At 64.8% G+C, this 20,397-nt stretch carries 15 protein-coding genes; 6 read left to right on the forward strand and 9 right to left on the reverse strand.

Annotated features, from left to right (window positions below; translation table 11 throughout):
• Positions 1–263 precede the first annotated feature (263 nt).
• A complete protein-coding gene (locus PDM29_RS08025) occupies positions 264–554 on the forward strand; it encodes an antitoxin Xre/MbcA/ParS toxin-binding domain-containing protein (protein ID WP_311193321.1) in 291 nt (96 codons plus the stop codon).
• 11 nt (positions 555–565) lie between these two features.
• On the opposite strand, the gene PDM29_RS08030 is transcribed toward PDM29_RS08025, so the two are convergent.
• Both PDM29_RS08030 and PDM29_RS08035 read right to left on the reverse strand, forming a co-directional pair.
• Positions 566–3,544, reverse strand: coding sequence for a sensor histidine kinase (locus PDM29_RS08030; protein ID WP_311193322.1), 2,979 nt, complete (start codon positions 3,542–3,544; stop codon positions 566–568).
• A 193-nt stretch (positions 3,545–3,737) separates the two neighbouring features.
• On the reverse strand, positions 3,738–3,953 hold the full coding sequence (locus PDM29_RS08035) for a hypothetical protein (RefSeq protein ID WP_311193323.1): 216 nt from the start codon (positions 3,951–3,953) through the stop codon (positions 3,738–3,740).
• A 162-nt stretch (positions 3,954–4,115) separates the two neighbouring features.
• Between PDM29_RS08035 and PDM29_RS08040 the strand changes: the two genes are divergently transcribed.
• Together PDM29_RS08040 and PDM29_RS08045 are read left to right on the forward strand one after the other, a co-directional pair.
• A complete protein-coding gene (locus PDM29_RS08040; protein ID WP_311193324.1) occupies positions 4,116–4,598 on the forward strand; it encodes a hypothetical protein in 483 nt (160 codons plus the stop codon).
• A gap of 11 nt (positions 4,599–4,609) precedes the next feature.
• Positions 4,610–5,032 carry a hypothetical protein gene (locus PDM29_RS08045; RefSeq protein ID WP_311193325.1) on the forward strand — a complete coding sequence of 141 codons (423 nt, stop codon included), beginning with the start codon at positions 4,610–4,612 and terminating at the stop codon, positions 5,030–5,032.
• Here the strand turns inward: PDM29_RS08045 and PDM29_RS08050 are convergent.
• Entirely contained in the window at positions 5,017–6,147 is a 1,131-nt protein-coding gene (locus PDM29_RS08050) for an alkene reductase (RefSeq protein WP_311193326.1), read from the reverse strand. The genes PDM29_RS08045 and PDM29_RS08050 overlap by 16 nt on opposite strands.
• Before the next feature lie 142 nt (positions 6,148–6,289).
• On the opposite strand from PDM29_RS08050, the gene PDM29_RS08055 reads away from it, so the two are divergent.
• Complete coding sequence (locus PDM29_RS08055; RefSeq protein WP_311193327.1) at positions 6,290–7,216, forward strand: LysR family transcriptional regulator; 927 nt, start codon at positions 6,290–6,292, stop codon at positions 7,214–7,216.
• 193 nt (positions 7,217–7,409) lie between these two features.
• Here PDM29_RS08055 and PDM29_RS08060 read toward each other — a convergent pair whose 3' ends face one another.
• The 5 genes from PDM29_RS08060 to PDM29_RS08080 all read right to left on the reverse strand — a co-directional run bounded on the left by PDM29_RS08060 (position 7,410) and on the right by PDM29_RS08080 (position 18,769).
• Positions 7,410–8,051: a response regulator transcription factor gene (locus PDM29_RS08060; protein WP_311193328.1), complete on the reverse strand. Its 642-nt coding sequence runs from the start codon at positions 8,049–8,051 to the stop codon at positions 7,410–7,412.
• 27 nt (positions 8,052–8,078) lie between these two features.
• Positions 8,079–11,255, reverse strand: coding sequence for a hybrid sensor histidine kinase/response regulator (locus PDM29_RS08065; protein ID WP_311193329.1), 3,177 nt, complete (start codon positions 11,253–11,255; stop codon positions 8,079–8,081).
• 79 nt (positions 11,256–11,334) lie between these two features.
• Positions 11,335–12,546 (reverse strand): EAL domain-containing response regulator, encoded by a 1,212-nt coding sequence (locus tag PDM29_RS08070; RefSeq protein WP_311193330.1) that lies wholly within the window; start codon positions 12,544–12,546, stop codon positions 11,335–11,337.
• The gene (locus PDM29_RS08075; RefSeq protein WP_311193331.1) at positions 12,543–15,377 is read right to left on the reverse strand and encodes a response regulator; all 2,835 of its coding nucleotides are present in this window, start codon (positions 15,375–15,377) and stop codon (positions 12,543–12,545) included. Before PDM29_RS08075 ends, PDM29_RS08070 begins: the two co-directional genes overlap by 4 nt.
• Positions 15,378–15,538: 161 nt before the next feature.
• Complete coding sequence (locus PDM29_RS08080) at positions 15,539–18,769, reverse strand: autotransporter family protein (RefSeq protein WP_311193332.1); 3,231 nt, start codon at positions 18,767–18,769, stop codon at positions 15,539–15,541.
• A 292-nt stretch (positions 18,770–19,061) separates the two neighbouring features.
• Here PDM29_RS08080 and PDM29_RS08085 point away from each other — a divergent pair, with 292 nt between their 5' ends.
• On the forward strand, positions 19,062–19,250 hold the full coding sequence (locus tag PDM29_RS08085) for a type II toxin -antitoxin system TacA 1-like antitoxin (protein ID WP_311193333.1): 189 nt from the start codon (positions 19,062–19,064) through the stop codon (positions 19,248–19,250).
• A 3-nt stretch (positions 19,251–19,253) separates the two neighbouring features.
• On the forward strand, positions 19,254–19,487 hold the full coding sequence (locus PDM29_RS08090) for a hypothetical protein (protein WP_311193334.1): 234 nt from the start codon (positions 19,254–19,256) through the stop codon (positions 19,485–19,487).
• Here the strand turns inward: PDM29_RS08090 and PDM29_RS08095 are convergent.
• The gene (locus tag PDM29_RS08095) at positions 19,462–20,361 is read right to left on the reverse strand and encodes a LytTR family DNA-binding domain-containing protein (protein ID WP_311193335.1); all 900 of its coding nucleotides are present in this window, start codon (positions 20,359–20,361) and stop codon (positions 19,462–19,464) included. The two genes, PDM29_RS08090 and PDM29_RS08095, sit on opposite strands and share 26 nt — an antisense overlap.
• Between the last annotated feature and the right edge of the window lie 36 nt (positions 20,362–20,397).

A 20,397-nucleotide genomic window follows, 5' to 3' on the forward strand; every position in this document is an offset into this window, starting at 1 on the left:
CGACCCTGAATATTGAACTGACCAGTACATGAATGAAGCGGGGGTTCAGGGAACTCTTGTCGCTTCTGCCTGGTGATGCTTTCCGTCCCGAGATACCCAAGGCTTGCCCAAGTTCGAAATCTCGTTCAAGAGACTGTGACCATGGCCGAACACGAAATACCAATCCTTGCTTCAGGTAAGTGCCCCGCATGTGGTGCGACTGATGCGCTGACTGCATTCAATGGCTCTTTGCCTCTGGCCAGCGGTAGCCTGACCGTAGACGTTTGACTCAGCAACAGGCAGCACTGCTCGCGGGTGTCGGACCCAATGGCTTCAGTCGATACGAAAAAGGTCATGCACAGCCGGTAGCGGCTGAATCGGATCGGGTGCTGCGCGTCGCGCGCGTGGTCAGCGAGGCTGAGCGCGTCTTCGGCGACGCCACAAAGGCGGGCCGCTGGCTCTCCAGTGTCAGCACCATTCTCGGTGGCAAGCCACAGGACCTGCTGGCAACCGATGCCGGTGCGCGCGACGTGGAGTACGAGTTGATGCGCATCGATCAAGTGGACTTTGCCTGATGTGGGTGTTTCTACCAGAACCGTTTCAACAACCTTCGCAGGTGTCTGCGCTTACCGCCCTTGAACCCGGCCTTCTCCCATGCGAGTGAGCCGCGGATCTGCAGAAGGATCTCCGTACCCTGACGGGACGGCGCGGACCGCACCCTCAACGTGCCGCCGACGCGCGCGGCACGCTCGCGCATGCCCGCCACGCCCCAGTGCCCGGCACCAGCGAGGGCGTCCGGCTGGAAGCCAACGCCATCGTCGCGAATGCGCAGCGCGAACGCGTGCCGCGAGTAACGGATCCGGATTTCAACCGACGTTGCCTCTGCGTGCTGGAATGCGTTGAGCAGCGCCTCGCGGCCGATCATGTAGGCCTCTTCCCAGACGCGCAGTTGAATCGCTCGGGGTGCGCCTTCCACCGCCAGGTGCACGGCAGGCATTTCCCGTCCGGCTTCTTCCTGCACGCCCAGCAGCGCCGCCCCAAGGTCGCGTGACTCACCGGAGTGCCGCCGCAGTCCGCGGACGCGCTCCCGGCCTTCGGAGGCCACACGCTCTGCGGTGTTGATCGCGGACTCCAGTTCGGCCCTGACCGGGTCATCGCCAGCCAGTTTCCGGCTCGACGCGTCCAGCCGCAGAATCAGGCCCTGGGTGCTCTGCAGCAGCGTGTCGTGCAGCTCACGGGCAATGCGCTCGCGCTCGCGATGGCGTTCATCCAGCCGGGAGCGGATGCGGGCTCCCACCTGCCTCAGCCTGAGCAGATACAACAGCCAAAGCACCCCTGCGAACACAATCACGCACAGTGCTCTGAACCACCCGGTTTCCCAGTAGTTCGGCGCGATGGAGATGACCAGGCTGTCGCCGGTTTCGTTCCAGACGCCATCGTTGTTGCTGGCCATGACGCGGAACACGTAACGGCCATGGCCCGGGGCGTTGTAGAGCGCGGAACGTTCCGATGTTTCGATCCAGCGGTCGTCGAAACCCTCAAGCCGATAGCGGAACCGCACCCGTTCGGGAATGGAAAGACTCAGCGCGGTGAAGCCGATGCGCAGGTTGCGCGTGTCGGCGGCCAGTTCAACCTTGCCTTGGTCGAACGGCAGCGCAGTGCCATCTGCTTCCAGAGAGAGGATCTCTACCGGTGGTGGAATCAGGTTGCGCGCAATCCTGCGGGGGTCGACCGAGACCAATCCGCTGGTGGTGGCGAACCACAACCTGCCGTCGTCGGAGCGAGCAGCAGTAGGCAAGGGCCGGAACTGCGCGGCGACGCCCGGCAGTCCGTCCAGTGCATTGAACTTCTCATAGCGAGGCCGATCCGTTCCGCCAAACAGTGCAGGTACATCGGCTGCACGAACATGCAGCACGCCACGGGCTCCATTGAGCCACAGATCCCCTGCCGCATCGGAGACGATGCCACTGATGCCGCGGAAGTCCTCCAGAACGGCGGGCAGCACGTTGCGCACCCGTCCATCTTCAATCCGCGCCAGACCGCGCTCGCCGCCAATCCACATGGCCTGGCCGTCTTCGTGCAGCGCCGTCACGTTCCCCACCTGCGGCGCTTCCCCGGTCCACGGTGTCCGAAACCGGTCGCCTTCCATGACCACCACGCCACCGCGTGCAAAACCGAGCCAGAGCCGGTTGCGGGCGTCGACCTGCATGACCAGCGGCGAGTCGCCCGACGGCAGGCCGGCGCGGTCCTGCACCGGTGTCCAGCGTTCGTGCTGATAGCGATGCAGGCCCGGCGTATTCAACGACAGCCAAAGGGCCCCGTCACTGGTGACGGCCATCGCCTGCACGCCGGAACGTGCGGCCACGGGCAGGTCGGTGATCCTGCGGAACTGCGTGCCTTCCGCTTTCCAGACGCCATCGGGTCCGGCCAGCCATAGGCCGCCGGAGCGGTCACGCTGGATCGCGGTAATCACGGACGACAGGGCAAGCGGTTCGCGCGTTGTGGCAGTGACCCGCTGCAGTGGCTGGTTGCGGGTTCCCACCAGCAGGCGGTCACCGTCGGCGGCGATGGCGAAGTCCTGCGAACCCTCCGGCATCGGAACCTCGGCCAGATTGGCATGGCGGAACCGATCCAGGCCGCGGCTGCTGCCCACCCACAGATTGCCCTCGCGGTCTTCCAGCAGTGGCTGCAGGTAGTCGGAGCTGAGCCCATCGGAGCGTTGGAAGCGCTCGGGGTGCCGCATCGCATCGCCAGGGGCGAATCGCAGCAGCCCGGCTCCCAGCGTGCTTGCCCACAGCACGCCATCACGGTCGAACAGCAGGCCCGCCGATGGTGCGTCTTCCCCCGTCCCGGAAAGCGGTCGGATACCGCCGTCCGCCTCGGCCACCCAGACGGCACCATCCGGAGCCTGCGCGATCTGGCTGACGCGCCCCACCTTGCCCGGCACCGCAACGAAAGCGCTGGAACCCCGCCGTAGCACCACCATGCCGTTTCCGGTCGCGATCCACAGCGTGCCATCGCGATCGGCGAATACGGTGCGGGCCTGGTGCCCGGGGTAGGCCATTGAAGCGGCCGGCCGGTTCCAGCGCTGTCCGTCGAAATAGAAAGGGCCGGTAAACGTAGCGGCCCACAGGCGACCGTCGGCGTCCTCGGCCATGCGGTAGACGGTGCTGGTCGGCAAGCCATGCTGCACCGAGAAATGCCGCAGGTGACCGCCTTCGATCAGGCTGATGCCGCCATAGCGGAATCCCACCCACAACTGTCCGCTGCGGGAGGTGTACAGCGTGGACACGCTGGTCGCGGGAAATGCACTGGCGTCGGGTGGGATGAAGCGGGTAAAGCGATCGCCGTCGAACCGGTAAAGCCCGATCTCGGTTCCCAGCCACAGGTAGCCATCGGGCGTCTGCGCCAGCGCGGTGACCTGCCCCGGCGCACCCTCGTTGACCGTCCACGCGGTGTGGTGGAACTGGGCCACCGAACGCTGCGGATCCAGCGCAACGGCGGACCCGGCCAGCAACAGCAGGCATACGCAGAGAAGGCAAGCCAGGGCGCGCGTGGGGAACATGAAGTGGAAGCCTGTAGTCTGCACGCCGGTGCGGCATATGCAGGGCGCATCATATGAAACGCACAGGGCAGCGTGAAGCCCGCGCTGGCAACCACGCGCGCGCTGGTAAAGAAGACGTAGAGCCACGCCCTGCGTGGCTGCGTCGCGACCGGAAGGGTCGAAGCCACGCAGGGCGTGGCTCTACGGTGTCGAACTACTCGCTTTCCGCTGCAGCCAGTGCAGGTGTATCCAGAGTAGGAAGCACCGGCTTGCGCTTGGCAACCACAGGTAAGCCCCCGAGCGGTAACGCCCCGAACTCGCGCCGGATTCCGGTATTGATGGTTTCCAGGTCACGCGCCATCACGGCGTCGTGGTGGGGGTCGCGCTTCTTCAGCGGTTGAGGCCGGTACCGACTGACGCCGTCTTCCATTGCCCTGCTCCCTTCATCCGTGGGGCCAGGCCGAACGGCCCGGGGTTGTGGCGGACGTTATCACAGGTTTCGGACCGGTACAGCGCCCGGGATTCCGGCAGCGCGCCCTCCCGGAATGCGCGATGATGCGTATACGGAACCACCCTGCGAGGGATTGCCACCATGCTTCTCTGGATTCGCTCCGCTCTGGCTTTACTACTCGCTTCAAACCAGGCGCAGGCCGCGTCCGATGACCCTGGTCTTGTGCTTGTACAGCCTAAGGAGAGGGAATGTTTGGACACGCGGAACCACGGTCGTATCCCACTCGTACTCACCAATCGTTCCGCAGGACGCATTGCGTTCCATCTCTCCGCTCCAGGCCAGGAGCGCAACTGGATTCATGCGCGTTCATTCGATATCGACTTCGGTCCGCTGAACTCCAATGAGAATGTTGGCGTGGTGCTGGATGAGCATTTCCCGTCAGGACGGCAGGTGCGCTTTGACCCGGGTGATCAGATGGACGTCTTCGTGACTGCCGATATATGGCCAACGCCTGGCTACACCGGAAAGGTCCGCGCCAGATTGAGGGACACAGAAGGCCGCCAGTACGTATCCGAGGAACTTGACGTTTGCCAAGTGTCCGATGCCGCAGATACAGAGAAGTGAGGAAGTCCATCATGCAGAAATGGAAGGCATCCGCAGTCGGTGTCGTCGCTGTGCTGGCGATCGTGATCAGTGGGGGATACGGACTTGCGTGGCGTGCGCTGCCGGACTGCGTTGACCCTACTTTTCAGGATGTCCAGCGCCGGGGCGTCACCGGTCTTGAGTTCGGTGGGCGCAAAGTCGCTCTTGGCAGGGCCGATGTCGTGGCCCGTATCGAGGGACCTTTCCTGGTAGAGACGATGTACTTCGTGCCGTTCGACCTGCACGGCACAACTCATGTGCAGCGCTACCTCATTCTTCCCTGGGGGCTGCGACAGATTGGAACCAAGGCCTACCATTACGTCGATGCCGGCTGCTCACACGAGGCATTCCGCCAATTGGAACTACACCGCCCGGAAAGCGGGCGGTGTAGTGTCCAGTATCATGCCTCAGCGTAAGCCGGATAATCGATATACCCCTCCGCGCCACCGCCATAGAACGACTCGCGCTTCGGCGCGGCCAGCGGCCAACCGTTCTTCAACCGCGCCACCAGATCCGGGTTGCTGATGAAGCTGGCACCAAACGCGGCCAGGTCGATCACGCCTGCGTCGATCAGCTGCTCGGCGCGTTCGCGGGTCATGCCACCGGCCAGTATCAGCGCGGTCTTGGGCAGGTGAGGCTTCAGGCTGTGCAGCAGGCCTTCGAAACCACCCTCGCCGCTGCCGTCCGCCGGCCGGTCGCCCATCTTGTAGCCCGACTGGTCCATCAGGTGCACATACGCCAGCTCGCGCTTGCCGATCTCACGAACAAGAGCGGTATAGGTGGCGCCAATCTCGGGATACAGCGGCATGTCGAACAGCTGGCCATAGGGCGAAAGGCGAATCGCGGTGCGGTCCTTGCCAATGCGCGCCACCACCGCATCAATCACCTCCAGGGTGAAGCGCAGGCGGTTCTCCAGCGTGGCAGCGGAGTAGGCGTCGGTGCGGTCATTCACCAGCGGGTTGAGAAACTGCTCATGCAGGTAACCGTTGGCACCGTGGATTTCCACGCCGTCAAACCCTGCCTCGATGGCGTTGGCGGCGGCCTGTGCGAAGGCTTCCACGATGCGCGGAATCTCGGCGGTTTCCAGCTGGCGCGGCGCCGGGGTTTCAATCAACGCCGCTTCGCCCTGCGGGTTATAGCCGAACGCCTGCGCACCCACTGCCTGCCTGGAGCTGGCGCTGACCGGCTGCTGGTTGTCGAACTGGATGGTGGGATGGGACACGCGGCCCACGTGCCACAGCTGGGCGAACATGCGGCCGCCGTTGGCGCGCACTGAGTTGGTGGTGAGCCGCCAGCCGGCAATCTGCTCCGGGGTGAAAATGCCCGGGTTGAACAGGTAGCCCTGGCCCTCGCGCGAGATCGGGGTGCCCTCGCTCACGATCAGGCCGGCGCTGGCACGCTGGCTGTAGTACAGCGCGGTGCGCTCGTCGGCGGCGTCGTGCGGGGCACGGGCGCGGGTCAGCGGGGCCATCACCACGCGGTTCTTCAGGGGGGTGCCCGCCAGGTCAAAGGGTTCAAACAAACGGCTCATAGGTTGTCCTGCAGTAGGGAAGGGGCGCAGGGGACTGCGCGCTGCCCATCAAGCTAGGGGCTTGCGAAACGGGCTACAATCACGCCGTCCGGCAAATCACTATTGCTGGAATCGCAATTTGCCAACCGGTGCCCCGCCGCCCATGCAGCTCAAGGCTCTCCGCTACTTTCTTACCGTTGCCGGCACCGGCAGCTTCCTCGCCGCCGCCCGGCAATACAGTGTTCCAGCCTCGTCGGTGTCGCGTTTCATCGCCGCGCTGGAGAAGGAACTGGGCAAGCAGCTGCTCTACCGCAGCACCCGCGCGGTGCGTCTGACCGAGGCTGGCGAGCTGTTCCATCATCAGGTGCGCGATGCGCTGGAGATACTGGACCAGGCGGCCGAGCAGGTTGAGGGCAAGGATGCCGGCATCAGCGGGCTGATCCGCATCAACGCGCCCGAATCGCTGGGCCGCCGGCATATCGCACCGATCATTGCCGAACTGCAGGAGCTGCACCCGGCGCTGGTCGTCGAACTCACCCTGACCGACCTCTACATCGACCCGGTGCAGGACGGCGTGGACATCACCATCCGCATTGGCCCGTTGGTGGACTCGGGGTTGATCGGCAAAGTGATATCGCCGAACCACCACCAGGTGGTGGCAAGTCCGGCCTACCTCGCGGTACATGGCACGCCTGAAACGCCGGAGGAGCTGCTGCAGCACCGCTGTCTGGTCTACAAGGGGCAGCTGGGCATGCAGCGCTGGTACGTCAATACCGGCGACGGGCAACCACTGAAGGTGCTCAACGTCACCGGCCCGCTACGCAGCAACAATGCGGAAGCGTTGTTGGCGGCGGCTGTGGCCGGGCGTGGCATCGTGCTGTTCCCGGACTGGATGTTCGACAACGGAACGTTCGCGCGCGGCGACATGGTGAAGCTGCTGCCGCAGTGGCAGTTCTCCACCCAGCCGGATCAGGTGTACCTGCAGATGCTGTCGCCCGAGAACAAGATGCGCTCGCGCAAGGTACAGACCGTGTCGGCGTTCATTCTGGAAGCGATCGGGTCGCCGCCTTACTGGTGCCTGGACACGTGAGCTGTGGGGGAAAAAAGCGGTCCCGGCACCATTCATCCCCGCCGGGACCGCCACAGCACGTCCGTGTTACTGCTCTGGCGGTTGCGGGGGAGCGGCGCTCCTCGTCAAAGCGCCAACACAACCAGCCAGTCCGCACAGAATAGAAATGCCGTAACCAGGTCGCCATCAGGCAATCCTTAAAGCCGGGTCGCTGCTACCGGAAAAGATCCGACTCGAGGCAGTAGCTGATCAGGTCCTGGTCGGACTTGGTACCCAGCTTGCGCATGGCGTTGATCTTCTGGGTACTCACGGTCTTGCTGCTGCGACTGAGCTGCTTGGCAATATCATTGACGGTCAGCCCCTGTGCGAACAGGCGAATTACCTCGAACTCACGCGGGGAAAGCGCACTGGCAGAGGGTGCCTCGCCAACATCGGGCAGAGGCTGTTCAACCGGCAACTCCGGTGAGCGGTATACGCGCTTGGCCTGAACCGCCTGCACTGCAACGATCAACTCCTTCAGGTCGCCACTCTTGCGCACGACCCCCGCGGCACCGGCACGATACATCTCGACGATGATCGACGGGTTGGAGAGCATGGTCAGCACCAGCACCTGGGTATCCGGAAAGTGCCGGCGCAGGTACGAGATCAGCTTGATGCCGTCGCCCAATGATTCGTCACCGGGCATGTTGTAGTCGGTGATGATGATCGCCGGGGAAAGCGTGCGTGCCAGCACCACCAGGGATGCCGGGTTCTGGGCCTGGCCGACAACGGTCAGGCCCGGGTCGCGGTCAATCACATCGCGAATGCCGGCGAGCACAATCGGGTGATCATCGGCAATGACGATCGGGGTCTTCATGGGGAGGCTCCACACCGGCAGGAAAGGTCAGGAAAGCGCAAGCTTGTCATCGGGTGGATGCTGTTCCAACTGGGACAGTGCGCGTTCCAGCTGATGGTGGAAGGTTGCCGTGGCGAAAACCACCTGGTCAACCGGTGCACCCGCATCGATGGCAACCTCGATGTCGGTCACCTGGTCGACCAGTCGCTGTGCAGACACGGTAACCAGCGCACCGCCTATGCGGTGCAGCATCTGGCGCATCTGCACGGTGTCCGCCTCCAGCGTTGCCCTCTCCAGCGCGTGCAGATCGTCCCGCATGGTGGTCAGAAACAGTGAGCGCAGGTGCGCCGGCACCGCCAACGTACATACGGCATTGTCACTGCCGGGTGACGAGTCCAATGCAACGCTGGCGGCCAAAGGGCTCAGCTGAAGGTAGAGCGCGTGCAGTGAGATTGGCTTGACCAGGCAGCTGTTCATGCCGGCAACGCGGCAGCGCTCGCGCTCCTCCGGTGCCGCGTTGGCCGTCGCGCCAATGATCGGAACCTGCGCACCCCGGCCGCGCAACGCGCGCGCCAATGCGTAACCATCCATATGGGGCATGTTGACGTCGGTCAGCACCGCATCAAAGCGACGTTGGTCCCAGTAACCCAGCGCTTCGTCGCCATCGCCGGCGACCACCGCATGGCATCCCAGCTGCTCCAGCTGTTCGCGCAGTATGGTCTGGTTGATGGGATTGTCCTCGGCGATCAACACATGCAGTCCCAGTGGACGCAGCGCCGGCTCGGGCAGCACCGCGTTCGGCAACTTGCCGTGCCCACTGGCCTGCAGCAGCGCGTCGACCATGGCATCCAGACGATGCATTCCGACTATCCAGCGTCCCTGGTTGAACTCGGTGCGGTCCCCGCCGTCGGTCACGGCCACCACATGCGGCCCGGCCCACTCTGGAACGGGTTCGTCAAGCACGATATCCAGCAGCGGCGTGTGGGTGTCGAAACTCTCAGCATTGTCGACGTTGAACAGCACTGCATGGGCCCCGCGTTGACGGAGGCGGCCGCACAGACTTTCGGCCAGCTCGCGGGCGGATGAGCGCACATAAAGCGTCTGCGGCGAGTCAAAACGAGGGTGCGGGTCCGCAGCGTCCCTGCTGTGCATCAGCGGCAGCGCGAAACTGAAGCTGCTGCCCAGGCCGCTCTCACTCACCACACGCAGCTGGCCGGCCATCAGCCCCACCAGATGCGCGCTGATGGCAAGGCCCAGGCCGGTGCCGCGCAGCGCGTCCGTACCTGGGTTGGCTTGATAGAAGGCTTCAAACAGGCGCTCGTGGTGTTCCTGGGCAATGCCGATGCCGGTATCAGCTACCTGCCAGTGCAGTCTGGGCGGTTCGCCTGGTTGCTGGAGTGTGGTCAGCCGGACGACGATACGGCCAGCATCGGTGAACTTGACCGCATTGCTGAGCAGGTTGTTCAGCACCTGGCGGATGCGCGCGGCGTCGCCGACCACCTTGATGTCGGTGCTGGTCTCAATGCAGGCATACAACTGCAGGTGCTTTCGGGTAGCGGCTGCCGCGTACGAACGCAGCACATCCTCGGTCAGGGTGGCGGGGTTGAATACCACCGGTTCCAGAGTCAATTGACCGGCTTCGGCCTTGGAGACGTCCAGAATGTCGCTGATCAACTCCATCAGCGTGGCCGAGGAGCGCTGGATGGTGCTCAGATACTCCTGTTGCCGTGGTACCAGCGGCGTCAGTCCCAGCAGCTCGAGAGTGCCCAGCACACCGTAGAGCGGTGTGCGGATCTCATGGCTGATGGTGGCCAGGAACTGGCTCTTAGCCCGGTTGGCCTGGTCGGCGGCCACGCGGGCCTGCTGCAGCACCTGCTCCGCTTCATGCTGCGCGGTGAGGTCCACGAACAGGCACAGCACCACCGGCTCGCCGCGATAGCGGGCCGGGGTGGCCGTCACCAGCAGGTGGCGACCGCCCGGGGTGGTGAAGGTCTGCCCATCCGGGTGGTCTGTACTCAGGCTGGTCTGGGCGGCGGCACGCCACTCGCTGTGCCAGCCCGGTGCCTCGTGGCTGTTGCCCAGCCAGGTTCGGGCCGGTGCATTGTCCAGCATCACCTCGCCATCCCGTCGGCGCAGCAGGCACAGGCCAATCGGTGCGTTGTCCAGCACGGTCCTGCTGAATGCTTCGCTTTCCAACAGGCGCTCGTGGTTGGCGCGCAGGGGTTGCAGCACCGAGCGTCGGTAGCTGCGCAGCAGCAAGGTGCCGCCCCCTGCCAGCAACAGCGCCAGTACCACGCTGCCGATCAGTGGGCCGCGTGGATGGCTGAGAATGCGCCCCCAGCGCACGTGATAGACCACCTGCCAGCCGGCGTCGGTTCGCATGCGGTACACCAGCCCGCGCAGCGTGTACTCGCGGCCGGCCTGACGGGTGGCGGTCACTGCAGGGCCGTACACCTGCATGCCATCGGGTGCGATGATCGACAGCTGGTCATAGATGGACTCACCCAGTACCTGTCGATGATCGTCCAGTCGGGAGACGTCCAGCAGGCAGGCAACTGCAGGTGCATTGGCGCTGCCTTCTTCGCCGCCCCACGCCGCCGCGTCCTGGGGGGCACGCGCTATCGATATCAGCCGCGGATTGCCCGGACCCAGTTCGCGGCCGGTCCAGCGCACGTCACCGCGCTGCGCGGATGCGCTGGGAGCCAGCTGCTTGATGTACCCCAATGTCGCTTGCAGGATGGGCAGCGGCGGGCGGGCCGAGCCGATGTCATCGGCGGTGGAAGGCACCAGAATGCCTGCGGTACCGGCCGTGTTGATCAGCAGGCAGCGGGGCGAAGGGAAACGTGATTCCGCCCAGAACGCACTGTAGAAGCCGGTAAATCGCCGTCCCAGCAGGGTGGCGCTGTCATGCAGCGCCGGGTCGACGCCCAACTGGGCGAACGGGAGATAGGTGACGGGCCCTTTGACCGGTGGTCCACCCGGTTGTAGCGGATGGTTGGGGTCCTGCACGCGCCAGCCACGCAGGAAACGCTCGTGCTCCTGCAGTGCGCCACCCAGGCGGCGGAAGTGGAACTCAATCTTGTCCTGCTCGCTGTGCAGCAGCTGGGTGGCAGTCGACAGCAGCAGGCCCGCCTGCAGCGTTGCCAGTGCAATGACGCCGATCAGCAGCGCATGTACACGCAGCGAACGGCGGGCCAGCTGACGGAACGGTGCAGCTTCAGGCATGACGTCCCCTTGAAGGGCGGCGGCAGTACGTTGGGGGAAGGCGTGGCGCGCTCCACTGACATCCTCGGCCATTGCGCCGTCAGTGGCAAGGCGGGGTGGGGTGGACACTGCCCTCGCGGCCCAGCAGCGCGGCAAACGCATCGGCAGGTACCGCCCGTGAAATCAGATAGCCCTGCACCTGGGTGCAGCCGAGCTTGCGCAGCGTGGCCAGCTCTTCGTCCGTCTCCACACCCTCAGCCACGATGTTCAGCCCCAGCCGGGTACCCAGCGCGATCACCGTGGCCAGTGCGCCGTGCAGTGCAGGGTCCCGCGCGCAGCCGGTGACGAGTGCGCGGTCGATCTTGACCTCGGTAAACGGGGTGCTCACCAGGTTGTGCACCGAGCTGAGCCCCTGACCAAAATCGTCCTGGGCCAGGCCAAAGCCTTTCATGCGCAGGCGGCACGCTCCCGCGTAGTAGTCGCTTACATGCGCGGTGGTGCTGCCCTCCATCAGCTCGAAACAGAGGTCGCCCGGACGGCCATGATGGGACAGGGTCAGTTCCAGCAACTCATCGGGAAGGCTGGAGCGCTCGAGCAGGTGCGGTGGCAGATTGATCGAGACCGGGATGCGGAAGCCCTGCTCGCGCCAACGCGCCTGAGCCTTCACGCTTTCCACCAGGATGTGTCGAAGCAGCATCGGCTCCAGTCCCTGCTCGGCAATCAACGGCAGGAATACCCCCGCCGGCAGCGTGCCCCGGGTGGGATGGCACCAGCGTACCAACGCTTCTGCCGCCACCACCTGGCCGGAATCCAGTGACTTCTTGGGCTGGAACCACGCGGTGATCTCGCCCCCGGCGATGGCATCACGCAGTTGCGCACGACTGGGCGTCAACGGTGCTGCGTCAGCCGGCATCGCAGGGACGGTCAACGGCGCAACGCGTAGTTGGGCTACCAGCGCATCCATGTCCGCCTGTGTGACCGGCTTTGGCAGGCTGCCCAGCACGGTCAGGCCCAGCGACTCGGCCATCAGCCGCGCCGAGGTCAGCATGCGCGGCGGGGCAGAGCTCACAAGTGACAGCTTCGGGTGGTGCTCCTTGGCCGCCAGTGCCTGGATGAACTGGATGCCGTCCACACCCGGCATCATCAGGTCGGTAATCACCAGGTCATAGTCAAACAGATCGCACATCGCCACCGCATTGGCTGCATCACCTGATGTATGAGTGACGACACCCGGCAGCGCGTGCAGCAGGTTGGCCAGATAGCCACGCTGGAACGGCTGGTCCTCCAGTATCAGTACACGCAGCGGGGTCATGTCTGTACTCCTGTGGTCAGTTCCGTGAGGGCGCTGCGCAAGACGCAGAGATTGATCGGCTTCACCAGATAGCTGTCCATGCCGGCGGCCAGGCAGCGTTCGCGGTCCTCCGGCGTGGCATTGGCGCTGGCCCCGATCACGGGCACGGCAGCACCCTGTAAGCGCAGCTGACGGACCAGTGAAAGCCCATCCAGCTGCGGCATGTTGATGTCGGTCAGGACCACGTCGAAGCCTTCCGGTGTGAACTGCGCCAGAGCTTCGCGGCCGTCGACTGCGGTTACCACCGTGCAGCCCAGCATCTCCAGCTGTTCTTTCAGGATGACCCGGTTGATCGGGTTGTCCTCGGCGACCAGTACCCGCAACCCCAGTGCCGAGTCACGCGCTGACGGCAATGGCGACGGCGAGGCCAGCATGCCCTGCTGCAGCAGGGCCACTGCCTCGGCGATGGCGCTGATGCTGTGGAGCGTAACAATCAGGCTGTTGGGATGCGTCGAGTCCAGCGCAGCCAGCTCGCCGCCCGTGGCCAGCGCGGTGACGCGAGGTCCTGGCCACGCAAGCGGAACACGGTCATGCGGATCGCTGTCGAGCAGGATCGCGTGGGCGGCATCCAACGGCGGCATGTCCTCGTTGTAGCGGTAGGCGGTCGCTCCCCATCGGCGCAGCCACTGGCAGGCACTGTCGGCCAACTCGGTATGGGCCGTGCGGACATACACCGGCGGGTGCGAGCGCAACTTCGGCGCATTCGTGTCGTGCTCCTGGCCATCTTCGTCCACACCTGCCGGGATGATGGCGGTGAAGCTGCTGCCCAGTCCCGGCTCGCTGACCAGGCGCAGCTCACCGTTCATCAGGCGAACCAGATGGTCGCTGATGGAAAGCCCGAGCCCGGTACCGTCGGAGCGCAGCGGATTGGCAACCTGCATGAACGGCTCGAAAAGGCGCGGCTGTTCGGCTGCCGGGATGCCAATTCCGGTATCGGTTACCTGCCAGCTGATCGTGGCCGAACCGGCCTCGCGCGCCACCAGGTTGACCCGCAGCACGATGCGGCCGGCATCGGTGAACTTGATTGCATTGCTCAGCAGGTTGCCCAGCACCTGACGGATGCGATCGGCATCGCCGCTTACCTGAGCCGGCAGGCGTGGGTCGGTGCAGACCAGAATCTGCAACTGCTTGCGTGCGGCGGCGGCGGCATAGCCCAGCACCACGCTCTCACCCAACGCCATGGGCGAGAAGGTCCTTACCGCCAGGGTGAGCTGTCCCGATTCGATCTTGGAAACGTCCAATACATCGCTGATCAACTGCAGCAGCACCGAGGACGACTGCTGGATGGTCTTCAAGTACTGTGCCTGGCGTGCATCCAGTGGGGTCCTGCCCAGCAGCTCCAACGTGCCCAGCACGCCATAAAGCGGCGTGCGGATCTCGTGGCTCATGGTTGCCACGAATGCGCTCTTGGCCTGGTTGGCTTCTTCCGCGGCCTGTTTGGCGGCCGACAATGCCTCCTGGATCTGGCGATGGCGGCTGACGTCGCTGAACACACACAGCAGTACGTCGTCGCCGTGGTAGCGCGTGGCGGCGTGCAGCACCTGCAGCAGGTGCCCGGCCTGCGTCTTGAACTCGATGCTCTGCACGCCACGCGCCGATGCAGTGGATAGAGCCACCGCGCGTCGCCAGTCACCATTCCAGTCGCCGTGAAGGGTGTCCGCCCCCAGCCAGTCCCTGGCCAGCTGGTTCTCGACCATCACGTTGCCATCGCGCAGCCGCAACACACAGATGCCTACCGGTGCCATCTCGATGACCGTGCTGCCGAAATCGAAGCTCTCCAGTAACTGACGATGTTGTTGCTGGGCTGGCTGGATCAGTTGCCGGTCCAGCCGGCGGACCAGCACATACAGCGTCGCCATCGCCGCTGCGCAACACAGCAGCGACAGCAGAAAGGGAAGCATCAGGTCGCGCAGCACCGTGCGTAATGGAAGGTGGCAGACCAGATGCCAGTTGTCCTGGCCGATGCTCTTCACCAGGGCCAGGCCCTGCGGAAACCCGAAGTCCCAGATGAAGGAAAACGCATCATTGTGTTGCGCATGCAGCCAGCCGCCGGGCAGGTCGATATCGTCGCCGCTGAACAGTGCCGGTCGACCTTGCGGGTCGGCCAGCAGCACGCCGACCATGCCGGTGCCATCGGTTATCTGGGTCAACGCCTGCGGGTCCAGCACCAGCACCAGCCAACGCAGGGGATGCGGCCCTTCCTCGGCAGCACGGTACAGGTACACGGTGCGCTGCGGGCCGCTGGTGACGAGCCAGTACACCTGCACGTCGGGGCCGGTGGATGCTGCGTGCGCGCGCAGCAGGGAAGCGGTGAGTTCCGGCGGCGGCGGGGTGGTGAGCGGATGCTCGCCGTGCAGCCAGCGGCGCGGCACATACGGGTCGTCGCTGACCAGCACCAGGCGAGCGCCCAGTTCGCTCAACGTGCGCTCGGCGCGTGCTGACAGCAGCAGGCTCAGCTCGCGACCGTCGCGCCCGGCTCCCAACGGCAGCTGGCGCACGCCGACATCGTCAGCGCTGTGCGCGTCGGTACGCAGCGACGCCGATTCCACTACCGAGTCGGTGAGGTAGTTCAACAGCGCCTCGCGGCGGTCGAAATAGATCTGGGCCCGATACGCGGTGGCGTTCATGTCCCGGCGGTACTGCGACACGTTGCCGCTCAGTTGCGCCAGCAGATAGAACCCGGCTGCGCCCAGCAGGCAAAGCAACACGCACACCGACAGCCAGCGCAGCAGCGCAGTGGCAGCAGCGATGGGGGCATCAATGCGCGATCGTTGGGGCAGAATGCGGTACATGGGCTCATGCTAGGAATCGCCCGCAGCGGCACCCATCAGCCAATCCTTAAAGCCAGCGGATCGGCCCTTTCGTGCCGTTATTGGTTCAGGCGGGTGAAAGCAAAAAGGCGCATGCACCGGCATCCATCCAGGATGCCCGGTGCACGCGCCCCCGGAGACGGTTACCAGCGGTAGGAAATACCCATCTGCGCGCCGATGTCGCGGAAGCCCATGCCGCCGCTCTGACGGTTCAGCTCACCCCAGCCACGCCAGCTTCCACCCAGGTTCACCTGCACGCCTGCCTTGGCTTCGTAGATGTCCTGCGGCAGCTGGCGACGCAGGGCTTCACCGTCCATACGGATGACCGCATCGTTGCCGCCATTCCACCAGTTCAGTGCCACATACGGCTGTACCGGGTGCTGGGCGGCGTCTGCCGCGCGGGTGTACAGACGCACCCCGACGCGGGTGGTGGTGGTACCGCTGTTGTCGTGCTCCACTGCCGTGCTGTTTTGTTCCACCAGTTGATCGGCGTCGTAACGGCTGTGGATCACCTGCACCTGCGGCTCCAGATACACGCTGCGGTGTTCATTGCGGGCCAGCGGCAGCGTATAGCCTGCTTCGGCCGAGCCGGTCCAGCTGTGCGAACGATAGCGTTCCTCGGCCAGGCCTTCGCCCTGCACACGGTTGCGGAAGCGGCCGTACTGCACCCAGCCGTCGACATATGCACCGCCGTCCATCTGTACACTCTGCAACCAGGTGGCATACAGGCCCGCGGTGCTGCCATCGACCACACCGCGGGAGGTGTAACCAGTCACGCTGGAACGCGTGTCGTTGCTGGCGTGGCCGACACCCAGCATCGCACCGACCTGCAGTTCACCGCCTTCATTGGCGGCAAAGCGGCGACTCACGCCAACCAGCGCGCTATTGACGTGGCTGTCCACGTGCAGCTGGCGGCTGGCATTATGGCCCTCCGGTTGGTTGCTGCGCACCCGTGCCCAGGTCACCATCCGGTCATCGCCGTTGGCCTGCGCGGCGGGATCGCCCGCACGGTCGTACAGGCTGTGGCGGAACATGCCCTGCGCGGCGCTCTGATTGGCCAGATAGGAGCCCGATTCCGGCCGCTCTACTTCAGGACGGATCGGGTCTACCGGAGCGGTGGGGTCAACCGGGTCAACGGGGAGTACCGGATCGACGGGGTCCACCGGGTCCACTGGATCCACCGGGTCGACGGGGTCAACCGGATCCACCGGATCGACAGGATCCACCGGATCGACATACACAGAGCGCAGATACCAGTTGCCGTCATCCGGGGTGGTGATGCCACCCTTGTACAGGAAGTAATCGTAGGCACCGGCCACCGCACGACCCTGCAGGCTGAACGCCGCGTCGGACTGCCCACCGACGGTGATCAGACGAATGCCCTCAACGGTGTCCGCACCCGCACCGCCGGCGTTGTTCACGCTGACGCTGGCGGTGCCGCTGCTGTTGCCTTCGATGACCAGTTGGTCACCCGGCGAGGCGTCATCGCCCAGAGCCCGGTTGAATACCCACTGCCCGCCCTGGCCGACGTAGTCGCCGGCCACCGTGACGGTCTTGAACGTGCCTGCGGTCGGGGCATCGAAGGTGATGTTGCCGGCATGGGTCAGCGTGCCAACACTGGAGTCGCCACGCACAGCCCACTGGCTGGTGCCGTCTACGCTCAGCTGTGCCACGGCATTGCCCGTGCTGTTCACCAGCGCGCCATGCAGCAGGCTGCCGTTGTTCAGTGCCACGTTCACTTGTGCGGTCGCGCTGTCCACGCTGATGTCGCCCAGCAGCGTGCTGCCATTCGTGGCGGAGACGTCCACCTGGCTGGTGGCGATGCTGCTGCCGTCGGTGAATACGGTATCGCTGACCCGCACCGCTCGGCCGGTACCGTTGCCGGCAGTCACGGTGCTGTTGTCCAGCGTCACGGCGTGATTGCTGCCCTGCAGCCACAGCGCCGGGCCACTGGCCGACTCGAAGTTGCTGTTGGTGAAGGAAGCGTTGTTCCAGTAGGGCCCGAACGCGGTCAGGTAGGAACGGTAGGCACCGCTGTTGTCGCCGGTCATGCGGATGTCCAGCGCATCGGCCTCGGACAGCACCGCCGTGTTCATCTGTACCAGACCGAACGTACTCGTACCCGCACCGCGAATGGTCAGGTTGTCCAGCGCCGCGCTGACTGCCGAGCCACCGAGGAACACCGCACCGCCGCCGTTTCCGGCCACGGTCAGGGTGGTGCCGCTGGCATCCATGCGGCTGTAGGTGCCGCCGGTTGAGCCGGTAACGCGCAGGCCGTATACGGAGTCGCCGTGGGTGGTGATCGCACCGCCCACCACCGTGGCTTCACCCGAATACACCTCCACACCGTGGCCGTTGGTGTTGGTCCACGTATCCACGGTGCTGTCGGTCAGTTGCAGTCGCGACTCATCGCTGGACAGCCAGAAGCCGGCGAAGCCGTCGCGCACGTCGAAGGAGGCACTGCGCGCGCTGACCGAGCCCCAGTTGTTGATGTTGACGCCGTAGCCCCCGACGGTGCTGAACGAGCCGCCGTCGATGTCCGCAGTGGCATAAGTGCTGGACGTGGTGTTGCCCATCACCCGCAGGCTGCCGCCCACCGAGTTGGCGGTGACGTTCTGCAGCAGCAGGCTGCTGTTGCTGCCGCTTACGTCGAACCAGCCACCGTCCACCTGGGTGTCATACACCTCGGCACGGCTGCCGGTGCCGTCCACTGCGAAGCCAGCCAGCGTGCCACCCGGCGCGAAGTTGATCTGGCTGTCGCGGACGGTCAGCAGGCCCGCATTGCTGGCGCGCAGGCGACCACTCTTGCCGGCGCTTACCTGAACGCCGTCCAGGTGGATGGCACTGCCTGCACCAGTGGCGACGAGCGAGCCACCGATGTTGCTCAGGGTGATGTCACCGCCGGCGTAGTTGATCACACCGCCAGCAGCGGCCTGCATGGCGCTGCTGTTGGTGGACGTGCCGCCAGGGATGATGCTGACGTTGGTGGCGTCGATCACGCTGCCAACGCCATTGGCGTAAAGCGTATTGGCATTGGCCGCGATGACGGCGTCGCGCAGGGTGACCTGGCCGCCCGAAGCGGCATACACACCGCCGCCCGTACCCAGCGCCTCGATGTGGCTGCCGTCAATGGTGATGGTGCTGCCGGTGCCACTGGCCGTAACGGCATTGCTGCTGGTGGAGACACTCACGGTATCGTCGCTACCCAATGTCTTGGTGGTGCCGTCGGTCACGGAAACCGGGGTGACATAGTCAGCGGCAGCGGCAGGCAGCGTCGCCCACAGCGCACTGGCCAGCAGGGTAGGCATCAAGGGGACGCAGGCCAGGCGATTGCCGGCCGACCCGCTGCGACGGCGGTTGAGAATAGCGTTCATTCGAAGGGATCTCCTGTAGCTGCGCGCGGTTACACGCTGAATGACGTCAGCGTAGAAAGCGCGCCCGCGCGAGGACATCAGGCGATCCCTAATACCGGGTGGATCAGTGTGCTGGCAGGGATTGGTTCAGGAAGCCCGTCTGCAGAGAATCGGCGGGGTGTACGCACGAGGTGTCTTGGCGTTCAGCCGGTTGGGGCTATGGCGCGGTACCACGTGGCTACTTGGGCGTTTCGCGACACGCTGAGTTGACCTTGGAGAGATGTGCGGGAACATTCCACATAAGGAGCCCGCCATGACGACCCACACCGCCCGCCTGAGTCTTCGCCAGAACCCCGCTGTCAAGGAGTGGTTCGCCCGTGCTGCGGAACCGATTGTGATACTTTCCGAAGAGGAGTCGCGTCGATTTTTGGATGCGCTCGACGCCCCCTTCCAGCCAAATGCCAAGCTGAAGAAAGCCCTGGCGCGCTTGACCACGGACTGACACATGCCATTGGATGACATCGCAGGAAGCCTGTTCGGCGGCCTGTTCCGCTTCGTGATCTACGTCTTCGTGGACATCTTCTTCGAGGCCATCATCAAAGGCACCGGCCATATCGTGCTGGTGACGTTGCGGCCGAACAAGGAGCCATCCGAAACGGCATGCGCCGCGGTGGGTCTGTTGTTCTGGGCTGCGCTTCTGGTTGCAGGTGTGCTTATCCTGCGGTCGCTGCTGAAATGACCCCCAGCCCCGCACGCTCCCTCAACTCCTGCCGGTAGCGCCGGCTGCAGGGCAGGGTAGTGCCGTCGCGCAGGTGCACACGGGCATCGCCGGTATCCAGCGGTTCCAGCGAAGCGATGTGGTCGAGCGCCACCAGATAGCTGCGATGGATGCGCTGGAACCGCTTGGGGTCGAGCAGGGCCTCGAAACTGGCCAAGGTGCTGCGCAGCGGGTAGTCATGCCCGCGCACGCGAAGGTTCACATAGTTCCCGGCGGCTTGCGCCCATTCGATGTCGTCCGCGGCAATCAGGAAATCGCGGCCCAGCTTGCGCACCACGAAGCGACCGGGACGTTCCACGGGCTCCACCGGTGGGCCCTCATCCGGCTCGGTCAGCAGGCTCGCCTCGCCCTGCCAGCGCCGCAGCAGGAAGCGATAACCCTCGATCAGCAGGATGATCGTGGCCACGCTGCGCACGTCCTTCAGGTACTCGTAGGCCAACTCGCGCGGCCAGGGGCCGAAGGTGTACTCCATTTCCATCAGCCGGTACGCCAGTATGCGAAGCGTGACCATGCCGGCCACGTGCACCAGGCAGACGGCGAGGCTCAAGGGCACAAAGGCCAATGCCCAGCGCCGCCAGGTGTCCCAATGCAGGGGGAACCGGCGTGTGTATACCACCAGCACGGGAATCAGCAGCAGCCACATCAGGGCGCTGCTGGCCTCCCAGACCACGGGCTGCCAGACCTCGGCGGCAGGGTCGGAGCGGCGTAGCTCGATCAGCGTGGTGATGCTGTTGCCTACCAGGTTCGCACCGATAAGCAGCAGCCAGAATCCGGCTTCACACCAGCGCCGCCAGGGCAGGTAACGTTCGTAGGGCATCAAAACGGGGGATGTCATGGTGCCAGTGTAGGTGGCACCCGTCGTGACGACCAT

Origin of the sequence: Stenotrophomonas oahuensis, from assembly GCF_031834595.1 — a bacterium.
GTDB classification, from domain to species: Bacteria; Pseudomonadota; Gammaproteobacteria; order Xanthomonadales; family Xanthomonadaceae; genus Stenotrophomonas; species Stenotrophomonas oahuensis.